Origin of the sequence: Nannocystis sp. RBIL2 (assembly GCF_026626745.1) — a bacterium.
Taxonomy (GTDB): Bacteria; Myxococcota_A; Polyangia; order Nannocystales; family Nannocystaceae; genus Nannocystis.
On the sequence record NZ_JAPNJW010000001.1, the window covers coordinates 356,307 to 374,897 of the forward strand.

Genomic DNA, 18,591 nt, shown 5'->3' on the forward strand with positions numbered 1-18,591 from the left:
CAGAAGGACATGTCCCGCAAGACATGTCCCTCCGGACCCCCCCGCGCGGCCTCAGGCCACCGCCATCTCGACCGCGCGCTTGATGTTGACGCTGACGAGCTTGGACACGCCGCGGGTCTCCATCGTCACCCCGTACAGGCGGTCGGCGATCTCCATCGTCCGCTTGTTGTGGGTGATGATGATGAACTGGGTGTTCTGCGCCATCTCCTGGACCATCGCGCCGAAGCGGCCGACGTTGGCCTCGTCGAGCGGCGCGTCGACCTCGTCGAGGAGGCAGAACGGGCTCGGCTTGATGAGGAAGATGGCGAAGATCAGGCTGACCGCGGTGAGCGCCTTCTCGCCGCCCGACAGCAGCTCGAGGTTGCGGACCTGCTTGCCGGGCGGCTGGGCCTGGATCTCGACGCCGGTGCCGAGCAGGTCGCTGGAGTCGGTCAGCTTGAGCAGGGCCTGGCCGCCGTTGAACAGGCGCGGGAACACGGTCTGGAAGCGCTCGTTGATCTCCTTGAACGTCTCGAGGAACCGCTCGCGCGTGGTCTTGTTGATCTTGTCGATCGCCTCCTGCAGCTGGGCGATCGCCGACTCGAGGTCGCGCTTCTGCGTCGACAGGTACTCGCAGCGGCTCGAGACCTCCTCGTACTCCTCGATGGCAGTCAGGTTGACCTCGCCCATGCGCGCCAGCACGCGCTTGAGCTCCTGCTGGCGCGCCGACGAGTCGGGCCCGGCCAGCGGGCGGTCGTGGAAGTCGCACAGAGACAGCTCGAGCTCGGCGTCGAAGCGCTCGCGGATGTCGGCGCTCAGGTGCTGCGCCTCCATGCGCTGCTCCTTGAGCACGCTCTCGACCTCGGCCAGGCGCTCGCGCTGCTCGTCGAGGCCGTTGCGCAGCTTGCGGACCGAGAGGTCGAGCTCGTCGGTGGCCAGGCGGACCGCGTCGTGGGCCTCGCGCGCCGCCTGCAGCGTCGTGGTCGCGATGCGGTGGGCCTCGAGCTGCTGCTCGCGCTCGGCCTCGGCCGCCTGCAGCGCCTCCTCGAGCGCCGCGATCTTGGCCTCGCCCTCGACCTGCGCCTGGCCGAGCCGCTGCAGGCGCTCGTCCTCGGCCGCGACCTGGCGCGACAGGCGGGCCTCGGCCGCGGTCAGCGCCCCGAGCTGCTGCTGGAAGCGCGCCAGCGCCACCTTCGCCTCGGTCAGCATCTCCGAGACCTGCGCCTGCTGCTCGCGCAGCATCTCGATGCGCGCCTCAGCGTCGACGATCGTCTGCTGCAGCCCCGGCAGCTCCGCGCGCACCTGCCCCAGCTCCTCCGTCAGGCGCGCCCGCTCCTCCTCGCGGCCGCCGAGCGACGCCTGCAGCTTGTTGCGCTCGCGCGTCAGCTGCTCGGTGCGCTGGCCGAGCTGCTGGATCTCTCGCTGCAGCCGGCTGACCTCCTGCACGCGCGACAGCCGGACCTTCTCCGACTCGAGCAGCTCCGCCTCGCTCATCTCGCGCTCGGCCTCGAGCTGGGTCTGGCGCTCGACCAGCACCTGGACCTGCTCGTACGCCGCCGCGACCTCGGTCTCGCGTGTGGTCACCTGCTCGTGCAGCTCGCGGATCTCCCGCTTCTGCTGCAGCAGCGCCGAGTCGAGCCCCTGCGCCGAGCCGCCGATCACCACCCCCGAGGGCTCGACGCGGTCGCCGGCCAGAGTCACCAGCGGCGCGGTCGCCCCGGCCTGCCACAGCTCGAGCGCCTGCGGCAGGTCCTCGACCACCACGGTGTCGCCGAGCAGCGCGCGGGCCAGCGGCCGCAGCTCAGCGGGCACCTCGATCGAGTCCACCAGGCGGCCGACGACGCCTGGCCGCTGGAGCATGTCCTCGAGGCCAGGGCCGTAAGAACTTGCCTCTTCGGACATGCCCTCTGCGCCATGCTCGGACCGGCGCGGCCGGCACTCGCGCGGCAGGAACGAGGTGCGACCCTCCTGCTTGGCCTTGAGCAGCGAGACCGCGGCCGCGCTGGCGCGCACGCCGTCGACCACCACGCCCTGCAGCCGGTCGCCGAGCACCGCCGACAGCGCCGGCTCGAACTGGGCGGGCGCGGCCAGGTGGTCGGCGAGGATGCCGAGGATCGCGCCGCCGGCCTCGGCGCCGATCGCGTCGCGGTTCTGGATCACCGTCTGCACGCCGCTGGCGCAGCCGCGGTAGCGCTTCTGGATCTCCTCGAGCGACTGCACGCGCGACTGCACCCGCTGCATCTGCGCGCGGGCGGCGTCGTGGGACTGCTCGGCGGACTTGACTTGGCCCTTGAGCGCCTGCTTCTCGCGGTCGCCGGACGCCCGGCGGTCCTGCAGCGCCGCGACCCGCTCGACCGCGAACTCGCGGGCGGACTCGGCCACCTCGAGGTCGGCGCGGTCGCGCTCGAGCTGGATCCCCAGCAGCTCCGTCTCCTGCGTCAGCGCCGCGATCCGCTGCTCGAGGTCGGACAGGCCCTCGGCGCGGGCCTGCAGCTGGGCCGACGCGGTCGCCTCGCGCTGCTGCAGGCGGTTCAGCTGCGAGCGCCCGCGCTCGAACTCGGACACCTCGCCGCGCAGCCGCGCCGCCAGGCCGTCGTGCTCTTCTTGAAGGCGGGCCGCCACGTCGGCGTGGCCCTCGTCGGCCCCGTCGCGCAGCTCCGCGAGCTGGGTCGTGACCTGCTCGAGCTCGCCGCGCAGCGCCGTCAGGGAGCGCTCGGCCGCGGCCGCCTCGGCGCGCGCCTGCGTGACCGCCGTGCGCGCGCCCTCCTGCTCGCGCCGGCGGAACTGGCCCTCGCTCTCGGCCAGCTTGATGCGGTTGTCGAGGTCGAACACCGTGGTCTGGGCCGCGCGCAGCTCCTGCTCGCGCTGCAGCAGCTCGGTCCGCTGGGCCTCGCCGCGCGCGTCGGCGGCCGCCAGGTTGGCGCGCATGTCGTCGACCTGCACCCCGAGCTCGCCGCGCCGGACCTCGAGCACGCGGCGCATGGCCTCGAGCTCGAGGAAGCGGTGGCTGGCGATCCACAGGTCGAGGTCGCGCAGCTCGGCGCGGTAGCGCTTGTAGCGCTCGGCCTTCTGCGCCTGCCGACGCAGGTTGCCGACCCGCGCCTCGAGCTCCGACAGCACGTCCGACACGCGCAGCAGGTTCTGCTGCGTCTGCTCGATCTTCTTCTCGGCGGCCTGCTTCTGCGCCTTGAAGCGGGTGATGCCGGCGGCCTCGTCGATGATGTAGCGGCGCTCCTCGGCCTTGGAGCTGACGATCCGGCCGACCTGGCCCTGCTCGATGATCGAGTAGCCGCGCGTGCCCGCGCCGGTGCCGGCCATCAGCTCCTGGATGTCGCGCAGGCGGCACGGCACCTTGTTGATGAGGTACTCGCTGGTGCCGTCGCGGAACAGCCGGCGCGTGACCGCGATCTCGGCGAAGTTGAGGTAGGCGGTCGGGACCTGCCCGTTATTCTGGAAGGTCAGCGTCACCTCCGCCGCGTTGCCCGGGCCACGCGTCGAGCAACCGGCGAAGATCACGTCGGCCATGCCCTGACCGCGCAGGTGCTTGGCCCGCTGCTCGCCGAGGCACCAGCGCATCGCGTCGACGACGTTCGACTTGCCGCAGCCGTTGGGCCCGAGGATCGCCGTCACGTGGTCGTCGACGTGGATGACCTCGCGGTCGGCGAAGGACTTGAACCCGTTGACCTCGATCTTCTTGATTCGCATCGATCGGCGCGCGCAAAAAAACGCTGGCGTCCGCGAGATAGCACCACCCGCCGCCCCGGAAAAGCCCGCCGTGACGATCTCCCCCGGAGACGATCCCGGGAACGGTGACGCGGGCCGCCCCCGACCCGCCGGCGCCCGCGGGCCGCGCCCCCGAGATCTCGCAGATCTCGCATCGCTACGCCCGAACCCTTCAGGATCGGCGCCGGCTGTGCTACCGCTGCAGTGGCCGTCGCCGATGACCTCGACCGAGATCTACCTGCTCCTCGCCATCCTCGGCGCGCTCGTCGTCACCGGCGGCGTCGTCTACGCGCGTCGCCGCGCCCTCCCGCCGGGGAAGACGCCGCCCGAGCTGACCGCAGCGCCGTCCGACCGGGCCCTCGCGTCCGGTGCTGGGCGCCGCGCCGAGGTCCCGGTCCGCCCGCTCACGCCGGAGGAGCTCGCCCGCGCCGCCGAACAGGAGCGCTACGTCGCCGGCCTCGCGCGCACCCGCGGCGGCTTCGTCGCCAAGCTCGCGCGCCTGTTCAGCGGCCGTCCCCGCGTCAGCGCCGAGCTCCGCGACGAGGTCGAGACCGTCCTCTTCACCGCCGACATCGGCGCCAAGGCGGCGCAGAAGCTCCTCGACCAGGTCACCGACCTGCTCGACAAGAGCGACGTCGCCGACGCCGACAAGGTGTGGGCGGTCATCCGCACCGCCGCGCGGCAGATCCTGAACGTCCCCGCCGCCCCGCTCGACTACAGCCCGAACCCGCCGCCCTACGTGCTGCTGATGATCGGCGTCAACGGCGTCGGCAAGACCACCACCCTGGGCAAGCTGGCCGCCTTCCACAAGGCGGCCGGGCGCCGCGTGCTGCTGGTCGCGGGCGACACCTTCCGCGCCGCCGCCGGCGAGCAGCTCGAGATCTGGGCCCGCCGCGTCGGCTGCGAGATCCACCTCGGCAAGGAGGGCGCCGACCCCTCGAGCGTGATCCACGACGGCATCTACCGCGGCGCGCGCGAGGGCTTCGACGTCGTCCTCTGCGACACCGCGGGCCGGCTCCACACCAAAAAGGAGCTGATGGACGAGTTGCAGAAGATCCGCCGCTCGTGCGCCAAGGCGCTCGCGCGCGCCCGCGGCGTCGGCGAGGCGGAGGTCCGCGGCCCGCACGACACCTTCCTCGTGCTCGACGCCACCATCGGCCAGAACGCGCTCGCGCAGGCGGTTCTGTTCAAGGAGACGATGGACTTCACCGGCCTCGTCCTGACCAAGCTCGACGGCACGGCCAAGGGCGGCGTGGTGCTCGGCGTGTGCGACGAGCTCCGCGTGCCGGTCCGCTTCATCGGCATCGGCGAGAAGGTCGACGACCTGCGCCCGTTCGACCCCGACGCCTTCGTCGAGGCCATGTTCGGCGACCTCGACGACGCGAAGGCGTGACTGGCACTTTCTACGACAATGCGCCGTGTTTGATTTTGCGCGTCGTAGAAGTCACCTGGTCGTGACGGGTGGCCGAACCCCCGGCGCGGAGATCGTCTTGCACAACTTCGCGGGGCGGCCGGCGGGCGCGTGTCGGGGCCTCACCTGCGAATTTGCGGCCCTGGGGCCTACGCACCGCCCTGCGTGCCTTTGCTCCAAACAGCGCCCGCTCTCAAACAGCGCTTGTGCTGTTGTGACCTAGTGGTTGGCTGTGATACCGTCCGACACCCCTAAACCGGTGTCTATGGCTTCGGTTGTCGGGTGCCCTCTGGGCCTGATGATTTTCTACCCCAGCTCTGCGATTCTGCTTCCCACGGCCTCCGGGCCCACGCGTTTCCCGGCCCTCCCGGCCACTTGAATTCCTGCCTCCCCCGGCCCCTGCAGGGCCTCTCCACAGGCCCCTGGGCCTGACCTCCGAGATACCCACGTGCCAGTCGACCTTGAGGTGAGCATGCGACGTTCTTTGACCGGCTCGGCTGTTCTCCTGGCAGCCTGGGCCTTCACTGCTCCTGGAACCGCCGCCGCGGCCGTCGCGGCACCCGCCCCCGCTGCTGCGCCTGCTCCTGCGGCGCCCGCCGACGACGACACCATCGTCCTCGACGAGGCCGAGGGCGAGGCGCCGGCCAAGCCCGCGGGCGACGCGAAGGCTGGCGGTGAGGCCGGAGTCTCGACCGACCTGTTCGGCGACGAGAAGAAGAAGGCGCCTGTCACGGGCGAGGCCGGCAAGGTCAGCGCGACCTCGGAAGCCGACCAGCTGAAGCAGGACAAGGCGTTCATCACCGTCGTGCAGCGCCAGCGCTTCCTGAAGAAGAAGCGCTTCGAGCTGCAGCCGCAGATCGGCATCACGGTCAACGATCCCTTCGTCCGCCACTACACCGTCGGCGCCGAGCTCAACTACTGGATCACCAACCGCATGGCGGTTGGCATCACGGGCACGGCCTTCTTCGGCAACAAGACCTCGCGGTACACCAACATCCGCTTCCAGGAGAGCGTGCTGTTGACCGCGAACAAGACGCTTTGGCAGGCGAGCGTCAACTTCCTGTACAACCCGTTCTACGGCAAGATCGCGGTGTTCAACCGCGCCTTGATGCACTGGGAGTCGTACGTCCAGGTCGGCGGCGGCGCGATCCAGACCCAGGTGATTCCGCGCTACGAGGCGATCCACGAGCCGTTCCGCCACATCACCGGCCAGGGCAACTTCGCCATCGGCGCCCGCTTCTACGGCCCGCGCGTCGACTGGCTCTCGGTGAACTTCGGCGTCCGCACCTGGATCTACCAGGACAAGCTCGAGCCGACTGAGCGCGGTCCGGGACCGAACCAGCTCGACAGCCTCGACTCTGCCGACGCAGCGAAGGACGCCGCGGTCAAGAAGCTCGCCTTCAACGTGGTCTTCTTCCTGGGGCTCAGCTTCTACTTCCCCACCACCTTCCAGTACACCACCCGCCGCTGAGAGCACCTCGACATGCACCGGATTCGATCGCTCACTGTTCTGGCGGCATCCCTGGTCGCCGTCACGTTGCTTCCCGACACCGCGTACGCCAAGCGGAAGAGTCCGCTCGAGGGCAAGCCGGTCGTCGTCCGCAAGCTCGAGCTGCGCAAGCTTCGCTTCGGCATCACGCCGTTCGTCGGCATGAGCCTCTCGCAGACCTTCGTCCACAAGGGCTACGTCGGCGGCAAGCTCCACTTCGACTTCACCGACTGGATCGGCATCCAGGCCAAGTTCGCGTACGGCGTGATCAACCGCGACTCCAAGCTGCTCAAGGCGCTCAACGACGAGGCCGGCGGCCTCCCGCGCGGCGTCGATCCGAACACCGCGGAGAACATGTCGGCCGCGCCGGAGCGCCTCCTCGCGGACTTCAACAGCCCCGCGCCGCTGCTCCACGACTTCCAGTCGGGCCTCACGCGCAACAACTGGCTGGCCAGCTTCGACTTGGTGTTCAAGCCCTTCAGCGGCAAGCTGGGCCTGTTCTCGGGCATCTTCACCGAGTACGACATGTACTTGTTCGCCGGCCTCGGTCTGGCCAACTTCGGGCGCCACTACCCGAACCAGAAGTCGACCACGGAGTTGCTGGGCCTGCCCAACGACCCCAAGGACATCGCCAACTACTGCCGGCCGACGCCGAACTCCGACCCGAACAGCGAGTGTTACCTGCACCCGGTCAAGGCCGACACGGGCATCAAGGTCGGTCCGAGCTTCGGCGGCGGCGTGAACATCTTCCTCGCCGAATTCGCCTCGCTCAACCTCGATGTCCACGACATCATGACCTACAACAACGCGGCCGGCCTCAACGCGACCACGACGGACGTGCCGCCGAAGGTCGACAAGCAGGACGCCAACTGGAACCACAACGTGATGTTCTCGCTCGGCGTCACGTTCTACTTCCCGCCCAAGGCCAAGCGCTCGCAGCTCAAGATCGGCGGCAAGCCCGTCACCGCCAAGTAAGCCGCTCCGGTCGAGTCCTCGCAGGGCCCGTCAGCACCGCTGACGGGCCTTCGTGCTTTCGGGGCCTCGCCCTCGCCTCCCCGCGGGACCCGTGGTTGCTCGGCACTGACGGGCCTTCGTGCTTTCGAGGCGGCCTCGGCCTTCGAGCCCTCGCAGATCCGTCAGCGCAAGCGAGGCTTCGTGCCTGCGCACATCGGACGCGGCACTCACCTGTCCTTCCGACCAGGTCGCAGCTGCGCCGTCCATCGGCGCCGGGAGGGCCTACGACAGGCCAACCAGTCGCTGCCCCTTGAGTCAGTTCGCCCGTGGACGTGGTCGCCTCGAGCTGGCACCGCTTGGACCTCGAGGCGGCGGAGACTCCGCGAGCGACCGTAGCTCCGTCCCAGACCCAGCCCGCTCTTCGCCAAGCTGTCCGCCCCTCGCAGCGACCCCTCGACGAACTCCGTCGAGCCAGGACGCCCAGGCGAGCTCGCCTGGTCCCTGCCGGGCGCTCGCCCCCACTGTCCGGTCCCTCGTCTGTCACCGGCTCACTGACCTGTCCCTTCGACCAGCTCCCTCCACGACATCTGCCTCCGCCGCTGGCACCCGCTCAGCACTCGTCGGCCTGCTCCATCGTCACCACCGACGCGTCGTCCTCGTCGATGTCCGCGACATAGAACCGATGCTGGCTCACGGGTCCGTCGGGACCGGGCTCCTCGAACCACACTTCGAGGCAATTGTCGGTGAGGTCGATCTTGACCGCGCTCAGCTCGAAGTCGCCGAACTGATCGGCGTACACGAAGTAACCGCGGGCCCCGGAGCGCTCGTACAAGAACACCCGTGTATCGAGCGTGGGCGCTTCGACCTCGAGGTTGCCCTGCACTTCGACGTACTGCACCGGCGCCGCCTTGAGGCTGGGAGGAGGCACCGGGACCGAGATCCCGAACTGCCCGGTGAACGGCCGGTCGGTGCGCGTGGGCAAGTGCGTGTTGCAGGCGCTCAGGACGACGAGGGCGGCGACGAGGAGGGCGCGAAAGATCATGAGTCGTGGGCTCCGAGCGGCTGCGACGCACGGGCTAGGCCGTGGGTCTGAGACCAACTTCGCATTCTGCAAACTCTGCACCAAACATCAGCTCCAAGATCCTGCGGAAAAAGCCCGGCTGCTTGGCAACTCAGATGGCTGAAGGATGCGATCCTGACAACCTCGTTGGCAGCCACCCGGAGTACCTTGCGCCCCATGCGCATAACCCACGCTTGGCCGTTCGTTCTGTGCTCGAAATCGCTCTACGGACGCAGGTCGTCTGATCCCCGCTTCGGTCGTCGGCGCTCCATCGCGTCGGCGAACGCTCGTCAGCGGTCCACCCATTGCTGTCTTCGCTCTCGGGCTCGCGGATGTTTCCCGGCCGCGTGTAAGCGAGCGCCTTGACTACAGCCGCACCTGGACGTCGAGCTCGAAAGTACTCGGATGCCTGTTGCTCTCGGCTCAGCACAGTCACTCAAGGCCACGTAGGCGCAAATGGGATCGTGTACATAGCAGCTACGTAAATTATAGACGATTCTTGGCACCCAGCTACCGAGCCCGGGAACTCACTGATATCCGGCCCAATAAGCACCATGAGGTCTTGGAGCGCCAAACACCTATGTTCAAATTCAATTACCATTGAAGCTTGCCGTTCTCGATCGCTTCAGGCAAACTGCTCCCGGGTAGTTGATTTGTGCGCACAGAAGTGCGCAAACGGCATTCACAGTTGGAAGGTTGGATCAAGATGAAATCGCGCAACAGGACGAATTTGAGGCTCCTACTCGTTACATCTGCTCTGGTCTCGAGCGCCTGCGATACTGAATCGAACGAGCTCATGCCGATCGTCGAAGATGCAATGACCCCATCGACCGAAGCTGTGGGGGCGATCCTCGCATCCGTCGACGCCCCCGATGGATCGCGGTTGACCTTCATCGATCTCGGCGACGACGACGTCGCCGTGCTCGAGGGCCGGGATGTCACGCGACCGTCGGCCATGCGGCGCTTCCTGAGTGAAGAAGGAACCACCCCGTTCCAACTGTACAGCCTCGCAGGAGGAAAAGAGCCGGCTGCACTGGCGCGCCTCGAACTGCATCATCAACGCTTGCTCACTCAAATGGGCCCGCAAGCGCTCAAAGCCGCGAATAAGCCCTCTCTCGTCTATGACCTTGAAGACGACGGCTATCATGACATCGGCGACGACTGCACGAACGGTACGTGGCAGGCCATTTGGGCGAATACTCTCGATCCCCTCAGCACGGTGTCGGATTCTGACTACTACACGCAGCAGGAGTTCCCCGAGTCGCAATACTGGTACCCGGGCACGTGTAACAACACCAAGACGTGGTTCGGAGCTTGCGTTGATAACTCATGGAGTGGATCCGACGACTGGATGGACGATCGCGATCTCACGATTCAGAAGCTCGTCAGCGGGGTTTGGACGAATGTCTCTGGCGCCACCAACATTTTGCTTCAAGCCGATGTGACCGGAGGGACGGACTTCAACGCCTACACGTTCTTCGTCTCCACCCCTCTGGGGGCCAAGTATCGCGCGCATCTCGACCAGGCACACCAAACCGGTTGCCCGGGCAATTGTGGTTACCCGTCCTGGGGGATCGCGGTCGCCTACAATCCTATCCTCGGCTGCACCATCGAAGGATGATCACGTGATGAGCGGGGATTTGTGACGCTCCTTGAGCGGCGGCGTGTGGATCGTCGAGACCTGCGCGTCCTCGGCTAATCCTCGTCGTCGCCGCCGCTCTCGAGCCGCCGCAGCTTCTTCTGCAAGCCGAACCGCGACAGCCCGAGCAGCGTCGCCGCGCGCGTCTGATTGCCGCCGGCCAGCTGCAACGCCCGGTCGATCAGCTCGCGCTCGAGTCGCTCCACGCGCGGCCGCAGGCGCAGGTCGTCCGGGTCGGGCGCACCGCTCGCCGGGGCCTCGCGGATCGCCGGCGACAGGTCGTCGGGCTCGACGCGGGCCTCGCACAGCGCGACCCACCGCTGCACCTCGTTCTCGAGCTCGCGGATGTTGCCCGGCCACGCGTAGCGCGCCAGCAGCCGGATCGCCGCGGCGCCGACGGTGAGCCGACGACTGCGGTCGTATTTGCCCAAGAAATGCTCGATGAGCAGCGGCAGGTCCTCGGTGCGCGCGCGCAGCGGCGGCAGCTCGACCTTCACCACTCGCACCCGATACAGCAGGTCCTTGCGGAACTGCCCGGCCGCCACCATCGCGTCGAGGTCGCGGTTGCTGGCCGCGATCACGCGCACGTCGATCTTGCGCACCGTGGTGTCGCCGACCCGCCGGACCTCGCCCTCCTGCAGCACGCGCAGCAGCTTGGTCTGCATCGCCGGGCTCATCTCGCCGATCTCGTCGAGGAACAGCGAGCCGCCGTCGGCCGCCTCGAACAGCCCCGGCGTGGCCCGCTGCGCCCCCGTGAACGCGCCCTTGGCATGGCCGAACAGCACGCTCTCGAGCAGCGTCTCCGGGATCGCCCCGCAATTCTCGGCCACGAACGGCCGGGCCCGCCGCGCACCACCGTCGTGGATCGCCCGCGCCACCAGCTCCTTGCCGGTGCCGCTCTCGCCGTAGATGACGACCGGCACGTCGCTGTCGGCCAGGCGGTCGACCAGGCGGAACACCGCCTGGATCGAACCTGTCCCTCCGACCATGTTGCGGTAGCCGCGTCGCTCCGGCGTGCGAGCGGCCTCGCGCAGGCCGCGGACCTCGAGCTCGCGCTCCTCGAGCAGCGCCGCCAGCTCGCGCCCGCGCTCCGCCAGCGCGGCCACAGCCCCGCGGTGCGCGATCGCCAGCGCCGCCAGCTCGGCGTACTCCTCAAGCCGCGCCAGGTCGGCCTCGCCCCAGGCCCCGCGGCGCAGCCGGTGGTCGACGTAGAGCGCCCCGAGCAGCGCGCCGCGGTGGACCAGCGGCACCGCCAGCACGCTGCGCAGGTTGAGGTGGCTGATCGAGCGCGACTGCCCGAAGCGGTCGTCGGTGATCGCGTCGACGCTGAGGATCGGCGTGCCCTCGGCGAGCACGCGGTCGAGCACCGAGCGCGAGAACGTGCCGCCGGCCCCGCCAGCGAGCTCGCGCGCGACCAGGGTCGGCGCCGCAGCCTCGCTGCTGCGCATCGGCGGCGACGGCAGCACTGCGATCGCCCCCCGCTCCGCGTCGCACAGCTCCATCGCCGCGTCGACCACCTGCGCCAGCAGGCGCTCGAGGTCGTCCTCGCGGACCAGCCGCCGGTACATCCGCAGCAGCTGGCCGGCGTCGCCGCTGCGCCGGGCCTCCTGCGGCGGAGCCTCTTCGGGCGGCTCACCTGTACTTTCGGGCAGGTCACTGACGAGCGCGGCGACTGCCGCGCGATCGCCGGACTCCGCGAGCAGGGCCGCGCGCGCGCTGGGCTTGTCGAGGTCGGGGATCTTGCTCATCAGAACCTCCCATGTGCGCGCGGCACGTCTGGCGAGCGCCGGCCGGCGCGGGTCGCTCGGGCTCAGGATAGCGTGAAGGACATGGTCGTAGTGCCAGGCGAGCTCGAGGCGTCCGCGCGCAGCGAGGTCGTCGGGTCGCGGCAACTCGGCCAGGGCACGGCAGGCGGGCGCGAGCTCGCCGGGCACGCCGCCGGCCCCCGCCGCCAGCACGCGCTCGAGCGCCGCCGCGACCTGCAGCTCCTCGTCGCCGTCGGCGAGGCCGCGCTCGGCCACTGCCAGCAGCTCGGCGGCGCGCGCCGGTTGCCCGCTGCGCCGCGCCGCCGCGGCCGCCCGCAGCATCGCCTCGCCGGCGTCGCGCGTCGCCCCGGCGCGCTGCAGGGCCTCGGCCGCCGCCGCGAACGCGTGCGCCACCGCGGCGTCGCTGCCCTGTCCGCGCAGCCGTTCGCCCCACACCAGCTCCGCCTGCACCCGCTCGAGCCGCGCCTGCGCCAGCGACCCCGACGTCCCGCTCAGCGTCTGCGCCAGCAGCACGTGCAGCCGCACCGCCTCGGCCTGCGCGCCGGCTCGCACCAGCAGCTGCACGAGGTTCTCGGCCAGCTCCGGCAGCGCCTGCACGCGCCCGAGCGCCAGGTAGCCGCGCAGCGCCTGCCGCCCGTGCTCGAGGCCGCGACCGAGCTCGCCGCTGAGGATCGCCAGCGCCGCCAGGTTGGCCGCCAGCAGCGTGCGCCCGATCGCCTCGCCCGCGCGCTCGAACCCCGCGGCCGCCCGCTCGTAGGCCGCCTCCGCCTGCCCGAGCTGCCCGCGCAGGTGCGCCAGGTTGCCGCGCACCTGATCGATCCGCGCCTGCAGCCCCGCGTGCCCTGCAGCCCCGCCGAGCCGCGCCTCCGCGCGCGCCAACCAGTCCTCCGCGCGCCCCTCGGCGCCGCCGTAGATCGCCGCCAGCGCCGCCCATAGCCATGCCTCGGCAGCCCCGGGCCCGCTCGCCGCGAGCGCGGCGCGTGGCCTGTCCTCGAGGGCATGCTCGAAGAGACCTGCTCCTTGGACCAGACTCTCCGGCTCGACCGCGGCGCCCGTCGCCGAAGAATCCCCCGCGCCGCGACTCGCTCGCCGGTTCTTCTTCGGACCCGCGGACGGCCCGCCCGCGCCTGTCTCTTCGACCCGCTCGCCGCCCTTCCCCTTCGCACTCGCGTCCGCCGCTTCGACGCCAGCCGTGACGCTCCCCCTGACCGACGCTTCGACCTGTCCCTCGAGACCTGTCCTCTTCGCCAGCTCGGACGCCACCAGCTGCTCCACCTCGAGCACCGCCTCGCTCGCGCGTCCGAGGTCGGTCAGGGCGCGCCAGCGCAGCCCGAGCCCGGTCGCGCGCAGGTCCCCGGACAGCTCCGGCTCGGCGAGCAGCGCATCGAGGCGGACCAGCGCTTCTCCGGCCCGCCCCGTCTGCTCGAGCGCCCGCGCAGCCACCAGCGCGCAGCGGGGCCCGCCGCCGGTGGCCAGCGTCAACGCCCGACCGGCCTGCCCCGCGCGCAACAGCGCCGCCGCCAGCTTGGCCCGGGACGCGTCCGGCAGCCTCGCGTCGATCCGCTCGAGCAGGCGCGGCAACGCCGGATCGCGCTCCCACGCCCCCCCGGTCTCCGGGCACCCCGCCAGCCAGCGCGACACCGCCGCTGGAGACTCGGCGTCGACCGCCAGCGCCAGAGTCACGCTTCGGGCTGTCCCTCCAGACATGTCCTCTTCGCCATGTCCTTCACGCCCTGCCAGATCTTCCAGCTCGGCGAGCCGCTCGCGCGCCAGATCGCGCAGGCGCGGCCCGAACGTCCGCCGCGCCGCCGCCAGGGCCCAGCCGAGCGGCACCCCGCCGGGCGCGAACAGGTGCGCCGCCTGCAGCCCTGCGCCCGTGGCGACCGCCGCCTCGCGGCCTTCCGCGGTCCAGGCCGCCTCGAGCACCAGGCAGGCCCGACCGGCGTCGAGCGCCCCGCGGGTCGTCGCCGCCGCCCCGGCGATCCCCTCCGGCGTCGGCCTGGCCAGCATCGCCCGCGCGCTGGCCTCGATCGCCTCCACGGTCGCCCCTGGCCAGCCGCCCGTGGCCGCCCGCAGCGCCTCGGCCCAGCCAGCGCGCTCCTCCGGCGGGTCGAGCACCGGTTGCAGCGCCTGCAGCAGCTCGGCCTCGGTCCACGGCCGCAGCTCCAGCACCGCGATCGGCGGCTCGCCGCGTCCGGCAGCCTCTGCCCCCGCGCGAGCCAGCGCCGACCCCAGCGCTGGCGACACCGGCACGATCAGCGTCGTCCGGGCCATCGCCGCCGCCGCGGCCAGCACCGCCGCCCTGCGCCTCGCGACATGTCCTTCGTCACCGGTCTCTTCGGCCAGGTCACCCGGCCACTGCGGCGCCTCGGGCAGCCCGAACACCGCCTCCTCCGCCCCGGCGATCCACGCCTCGATCCACCCCGCGGCCGGGACCTGTAGCGCCGCCCCGAGCCGCTCCGCCGGGCACAGCCGCGCCGGCGGCCCCTCGGCCTGGGCCTGCAGCGTGGCCACCAGCTCCTCGACCACACGCCCCCGGCCTGCCCCGGGCGGCCCCGCCACCGCGACCAGCCGGGCTCGCGGCGCCGGCAGCAGCATCGCCAGCGCCGGCGCCAGCGACGTGCCCGCGTACGGCCAGCGCGCCGGCAGCCACCACGTCGGGCCTGACCCCGAGGACATGCCCTCGGAGCCATGTCCCTGGCGACATGTCTCGAGTAACGCCTGAAGCCGCGCCAGCACCAGCCGCAGGTCGACCAGGCGGCGCGCCCCGTCGAGCGCCAGCAGGCGGCGCAGCAGCGCCAGCAATTCCTCCGGCACCGCCGCGCCCGCGGCCAGCTCGGCCAACCTCGCGTCGACCGCCCGCTCGCCGCGGCGCAGCGCGTCGACCAGCCCTTCCGGACGGGCCCACGGCGCCGCCCCGAACAGGCGGAAGCACAGCAGGCACCCGAGCGCGAACACGTCGGCCGCCGGGCCTCCGCCGCCCGCTAGCGCCTCGGGCGCGAGGAAGCCGGGCGTCCCGCAGCCGAGGCAGCCGACCTGGCCGAAGTCGGTGAGCACCACCCCGCCCTCGCCCGCGAGCACGTTGCCCGGGCTGACGTCGCCGTGGTGCGTGCCGGCCTCGTGGATCGCCCGCAACGCGTGGGCCACCGCGATCGCCTCGGCCAGCGCCTCGCTCGCCGCCACCGGCCCAGGCTGCAGCACCGCGCCGTCGATCCACCCCGTCACCAGCCATGCGCCGCCGCCTGTCTCTTGGAGCAGCTCGAGCGCCGCCGGCAGGTGCGGCGAGCTGACCCGCCGCAGCACGCGGAAGGCCTGGCGCACCTGCCCCACGCGCTCCGGCGGCACCCGCTTGAGGGCGACGCGCCGGCCGCCGGCGTCGGCGTCCAGGGCCGTCCATGTCCCGCCCTCGGCGCCCTCGCCGAGCCGCGCGACCGCGACGAACCGAGGCGGGAGGCCGAAGGCGAGGTCGCGCTCCGCACCGCCCACGGCGCCCTCCGTCACGGCCCGGTGAAGCGGTCCGAGGCGTCGCTGTCGGCCGCGACGAAGCTGCCGGAGTCGGCCGACACGCGCGACGCCTCGACCGACGTCGTCACCGACTGCGTGGCCGGGACCACGTCGCCCGAGGTGCTCGGCCCGTGGTGGAAGCGCGAGCGGCGGAACGCGAACAGGAACAGGGTCTGCAGCATGCTCGCCACCGGCGCGGCCAGCAGCGCGCCGGTCAGCCCGTACACGTGCTCACCGGCCAGCAGCGCGAAGATCACCACGACCGGGTGCATGTGCGCCGCGTCGCCGATGATCTTCGGGTTGAAGACGTTGGCCTCGAGCAAGTGGATGCCGGCGATCCACGCCAACATCAGCAGCGGCGGCCCGAACGACAACCCGTTCTCGTTCGACACCAGCGCGACCAGCAGGATCGGGATCGACGAGATGATGGTGCCGAAGATCGGCACCAGGCTGAACGCCGCCGCCACCACCGCCAGCAAGAAGCTGTACTTGATGTCGAAGATGACGAGGCCGATGTAGGTCAGCACGCCGTTGACCAGGCAGATCAACAGCTGACCGCGGATGACCCCGGCGAGGCCGACGTCGAGCAGCCCCATGATCTCGTCGTAGGTGCGGCGGTACTGGATCGGCACCATCGCCCGCACGAAGCCCGTCACCCGCTGCGGGTTGACGAGGATGAACGCCGCCAGCATCAGCGTGATGGTGAAGTTGGTCAGGAAGGTCGTGACCCCGCTGACCAGGCTGCGGAGGAACCCTGCGATCTGGCCGGTGTACTCGGTGCCCTTCGACATCACCAGCTTGCGCAGGGTGTCGGTCAGCTTCTTCTCTTCCGACGAGCTCGGGGCCGCGATCGTGTAGCGGCCGTCGCCGGCGTCGGAGACGTGGAGGCGCGCGCCTTCGAGGCTGATCGACCACGAGCCGTCCCGGTTCGGCTTGGCCAGCAGCTCCGAGGGCTTCGGCGGCTCGACCGGCACCGTCGCCAGCGCCGCCTCGTCGAGCTGGTGGAGCGTGCCGAGCGAGCCGTCGACCCACCGCGACGCCTGCGGCAGCACGTTCTGATCGAGGTACTCGATCGCCGCCGGCGCCGTGTCGCGCAGGCGCGAGAAGTCCGCCACCAGCGCCGGCAAGAACAGCGTCAGGAAGGCCGTCATCAGCCCGAACAGCGACAGATAGACGAGGATGACCGAAAGGACACGTCCGAGCCGGACCTGCATCCGGTTGATCACCGGCGCCATCAGGTACGCCAGGGCGAACGCGAACACGAACGGGACCATCACCTCGCGGAAGACGATGGCCAGCAGCACCGGGAACAGCAGGAAGCCCCACAGCCGCAGGAACTGACCGATCGACGCGAGGAACTCGCGCCGGCGCGACGGCACGGGTTCGGTCATGGGCGGCTCCTGCCGGGATCGTGGCCGCGGCGCGGGCCCAGGTCTTCGACTGCGACGGCGCTGTCCCAGGCCCCGCAGCTGCAGCGGAAGCCGAACCTGGCCATCGGCGCGGCGCATTGCCGGCACACGAGCATGGGGGGCGTGATGTCTTTCATCGCGGCGTCGCGGACCGAGGCGTCGAGGGCCGCGTCGCGCGGCCCCTGAGCGAGGCGCAAGCGTATCAGTCCTAGCGCCGCCGCGGGGGAGCGGGACGCGACCCGGGCGAGCGCCACGGCCGCCTGGTCCGGGTCGCGCCTGGCCACGCGCTCGGCCAGCGCCGCCACGAGGCTGCTGGCGTTCGCCGTGCGCAAGCTCGCCTGCATGCGCTCGAGCAGCTCGTCCTGGGCGCCCTCCTCCATCGCCCACGACCAGGCCTCGGCCGTCAGCACCTGCGCGCCTGCGGGCGCCAGCTCCCAGGCGCGCTGCCAGGCCTCGAGCGCCTCTTCGCGGGCGCCCGCGGCCGCGGCGACGCGGGCCCGCGCGGTCCACACGTGACCGCTGTCGGGCGCCAGCTCGAGCGCGCGCTCGACCAGCTTGCGCGCCTTGAAGGGATCGCCCTCGTGCAGGGCCGCGAGCGCCTGCCCGGCGATTGCGTGGCCGCGACCGATCCGCGATTGCCTACGTCGACGCGCCGGGGCCAGCTTCTCGTGGCGCTCCCACGCCGCCGCCGCGCGCTCCCAGGCGCCCGCTTGCTCGAGCGCCTGCGCCAGCGACTCGAGCGTCGCCACCGAGCGCGGCGCCAGGCTGATCGCCCGCGTCAGCGCCCCGACGGCCGCCTGCTCGTTGCCCTGAGCCAGCAGATCGCGCCCGAGTCCGACCAGGCCGGCGACCCGCAGCTCGGGCGCCAACTCGGCCGACGCCAGGACCGTGCGGTGCAGCGCCTTGGCCCGCTCGACGCGGCCGCGGCGGCGGTCGAGCGCGGCCAGGGCGAGGAACACGGTCGCGTCGTTCGGCTCGACCTCGGCGATCCGCTCGAGCTCTTCGGCCACGTTCTCGACGTCGCCCTCGGCGAGCTCGTGGACCACGTGGCCGCGGCGAGCCAGCCGCTCGATCGCCTCGCGTCGCGGCGCCAGCCGCCACCAGGCCAGGGCTGCCCCGATTCCGCCGCCGGCCAACACGGCGGCCACGATCGCCAGCAGCTCGCTCACCCGACGTCTCCTTCGCGCCTCGCCGGCGAACCCGGCCACGCCCGCGTCGCCGCCATGCTCTGGGCCGACGCGCCGAGCATCACCGGCCGACGCGTGTCGCTGAGATGGGCCTCGCGGGCCAGCAGTTCGTCCTCGTCCTCCTGTCGCAGGGGCAAGGTGCGGAGCTCGAGGACCTCGCGCTCGAGCTCGCGGGTGCGCCGTTGCGCGATTGCCGCGGCACGGATCCGAAACGGCGCCCGGATGGCCGCCACGGCCAGGAGCGCCACGGTGACGACCCATCCGGCCATCAGCGCGGCCGAGTGGACCTCGAAGCGGCGGCGGACGAGCGACGGGGAAAGATCGGCGGCCGGCAGGTAGAGCACCACCTCGACCCATCCGGTGTTCGCACCCAGCGTGACGATCGTCCACACGAGGCCCAGCGCGAGCAGGATGAGGCTGACCAAGAGGTAGACTTTGCCCAGCAGGGACACTTTGATGCGGCGGATGAT

At 71.2% G+C, this 18,591-nt stretch carries 10 protein-coding genes; 4 read left to right on the top strand and 6 right to left on the bottom strand.

Annotated elements, in window-relative coordinates:
* Positions 1-51: 51 nt before the first annotated feature.
* Positions 52-3,684: a chromosome segregation protein SMC gene (gene smc, locus OV090_RS01395; RefSeq protein WP_267701627.1), complete on the bottom strand. Its 3,633-nt coding sequence runs from the start codon at positions 3,682-3,684 to the stop codon at positions 52-54.
* A gap of 208 nt (positions 3,685-3,892) precedes the next feature.
* Between smc and ftsY the strand changes: the two genes are divergently transcribed.
* The 3 genes from ftsY to OV090_RS01410 all read left to right on the top strand — a co-directional run bounded on the left by ftsY (position 3,893) and on the right by OV090_RS01410 (position 7,577).
* Positions 3,893-5,095 carry a signal recognition particle-docking protein FtsY gene (gene ftsY / locus OV090_RS01400; protein WP_267701628.1) on the top strand — a complete coding sequence of 401 codons (1,203 nt, stop codon included), beginning with the start codon at positions 3,893-3,895 and terminating at the stop codon, positions 5,093-5,095.
* A gap of 490 nt (positions 5,096-5,585) precedes the next feature.
* Entirely contained in the window at positions 5,586-6,584 is a 999-nt protein-coding gene (locus tag OV090_RS01405) for an outer membrane beta-barrel domain-containing protein (RefSeq protein WP_267701629.1), read from the top strand.
* Between the two features lie 12 nt (positions 6,585-6,596).
* Positions 6,597-7,577: an outer membrane beta-barrel domain-containing protein gene (locus OV090_RS01410; RefSeq protein ID WP_267701630.1), complete on the top strand. Its 981-nt coding sequence runs from the start codon at positions 6,597-6,599 to the stop codon at positions 7,575-7,577.
* Between the two features lie 589 nt (positions 7,578-8,166).
* Here OV090_RS01410 and OV090_RS01415 read toward each other — a convergent pair.
* Positions 8,167-8,598, bottom strand: a complete 432-nt coding sequence (locus OV090_RS01415) for a hypothetical protein (protein ID WP_267701631.1) — start codon at positions 8,596-8,598, stop codon at positions 8,167-8,169.
* A gap of 724 nt (positions 8,599-9,322) precedes the next feature.
* On the opposite strand from OV090_RS01415, the gene OV090_RS01420 reads away from it, so the two are divergent.
* On the top strand, positions 9,323-10,237 hold the full coding sequence (locus OV090_RS01420) for a hypothetical protein (RefSeq protein WP_267701632.1): 915 nt from the start codon (positions 9,323-9,325) through the stop codon (positions 10,235-10,237).
* A gap of 74 nt (positions 10,238-10,311) precedes the next feature.
* On the opposite strand, the gene OV090_RS50410 is transcribed toward OV090_RS01420, so the two are convergent.
* From OV090_RS50410 to OV090_RS01440, 4 genes are read right to left on the bottom strand one after another with little or no spacing between them, the layout of a single operon-like run.
* Positions 10,312-15,522, bottom strand: coding sequence for a sigma 54-interacting transcriptional regulator (locus OV090_RS50410; protein WP_267701633.1), 5,211 nt, complete (start codon positions 15,520-15,522; stop codon positions 10,312-10,314).
* On the bottom strand, positions 15,519-16,916 hold the full coding sequence (locus tag OV090_RS01430; protein ID WP_267701634.1) for an AI-2E family transporter: 1,398 nt from the start codon (positions 16,914-16,916) through the stop codon (positions 15,519-15,521). The genes OV090_RS50410 and OV090_RS01430 overlap by 4 nt, the downstream gene beginning before the upstream one ends.
* The gene (locus OV090_RS01435; protein WP_267701635.1) at positions 16,913-18,103 is read right to left on the bottom strand and encodes a tetratricopeptide repeat protein; all 1,191 of its coding nucleotides are present in this window, start codon (positions 18,101-18,103) and stop codon (positions 16,913-16,915) included. Before OV090_RS01435 ends, OV090_RS01430 begins: the two co-directional genes overlap by 4 nt.
* Entirely contained in the window at positions 18,100-18,573 is a 474-nt protein-coding gene (locus tag OV090_RS01440) for a hypothetical protein (protein ID WP_267701636.1), read from the bottom strand. The genes OV090_RS01435 and OV090_RS01440 overlap by 4 nt, the downstream gene beginning before the upstream one ends.
* Between the last annotated feature and the right edge of the window lie 18 nt (positions 18,574-18,591).

Bases quoted from the DNA above. Each gene is read 5' to 3' on its own strand.
- smc (WP_267701627.1), bottom strand. From the start codon at position 3,684: ATGCGAATCAAGAAGATCGAGGTCAACGGGTTCAAGTCCTTCGCCGAC.
- OV090_RS01405 (WP_267701629.1), top strand. From the start codon at position 5,586: ATGCGACGTTCTTTGACCGGCTCGGCTGTTCTCCTGGCAGCCTGGGCC.
- OV090_RS01410 (WP_267701630.1), top strand. From the start codon at position 6,597: ATGCACCGGATTCGATCGCTCACTGTTCTGGCGGCATCCCTGGTCGCC.
- OV090_RS01415 (WP_267701631.1), bottom strand. From the start codon at position 8,598: ATGATCTTTCGCGCCCTCCTCGTCGCCGCCCTCGTCGTCCTGAGCGCC.
- OV090_RS01420 (WP_267701632.1), top strand. From the start codon at position 9,323: ATGAAATCGCGCAACAGGACGAATTTGAGGCTCCTACTCGTTACATCT.
- OV090_RS01430 (WP_267701634.1), bottom strand. From the start codon at position 16,916: ATGACCGAACCCGTGCCGTCGCGCCGGCGCGAGTTCCTCGCGTCGATC.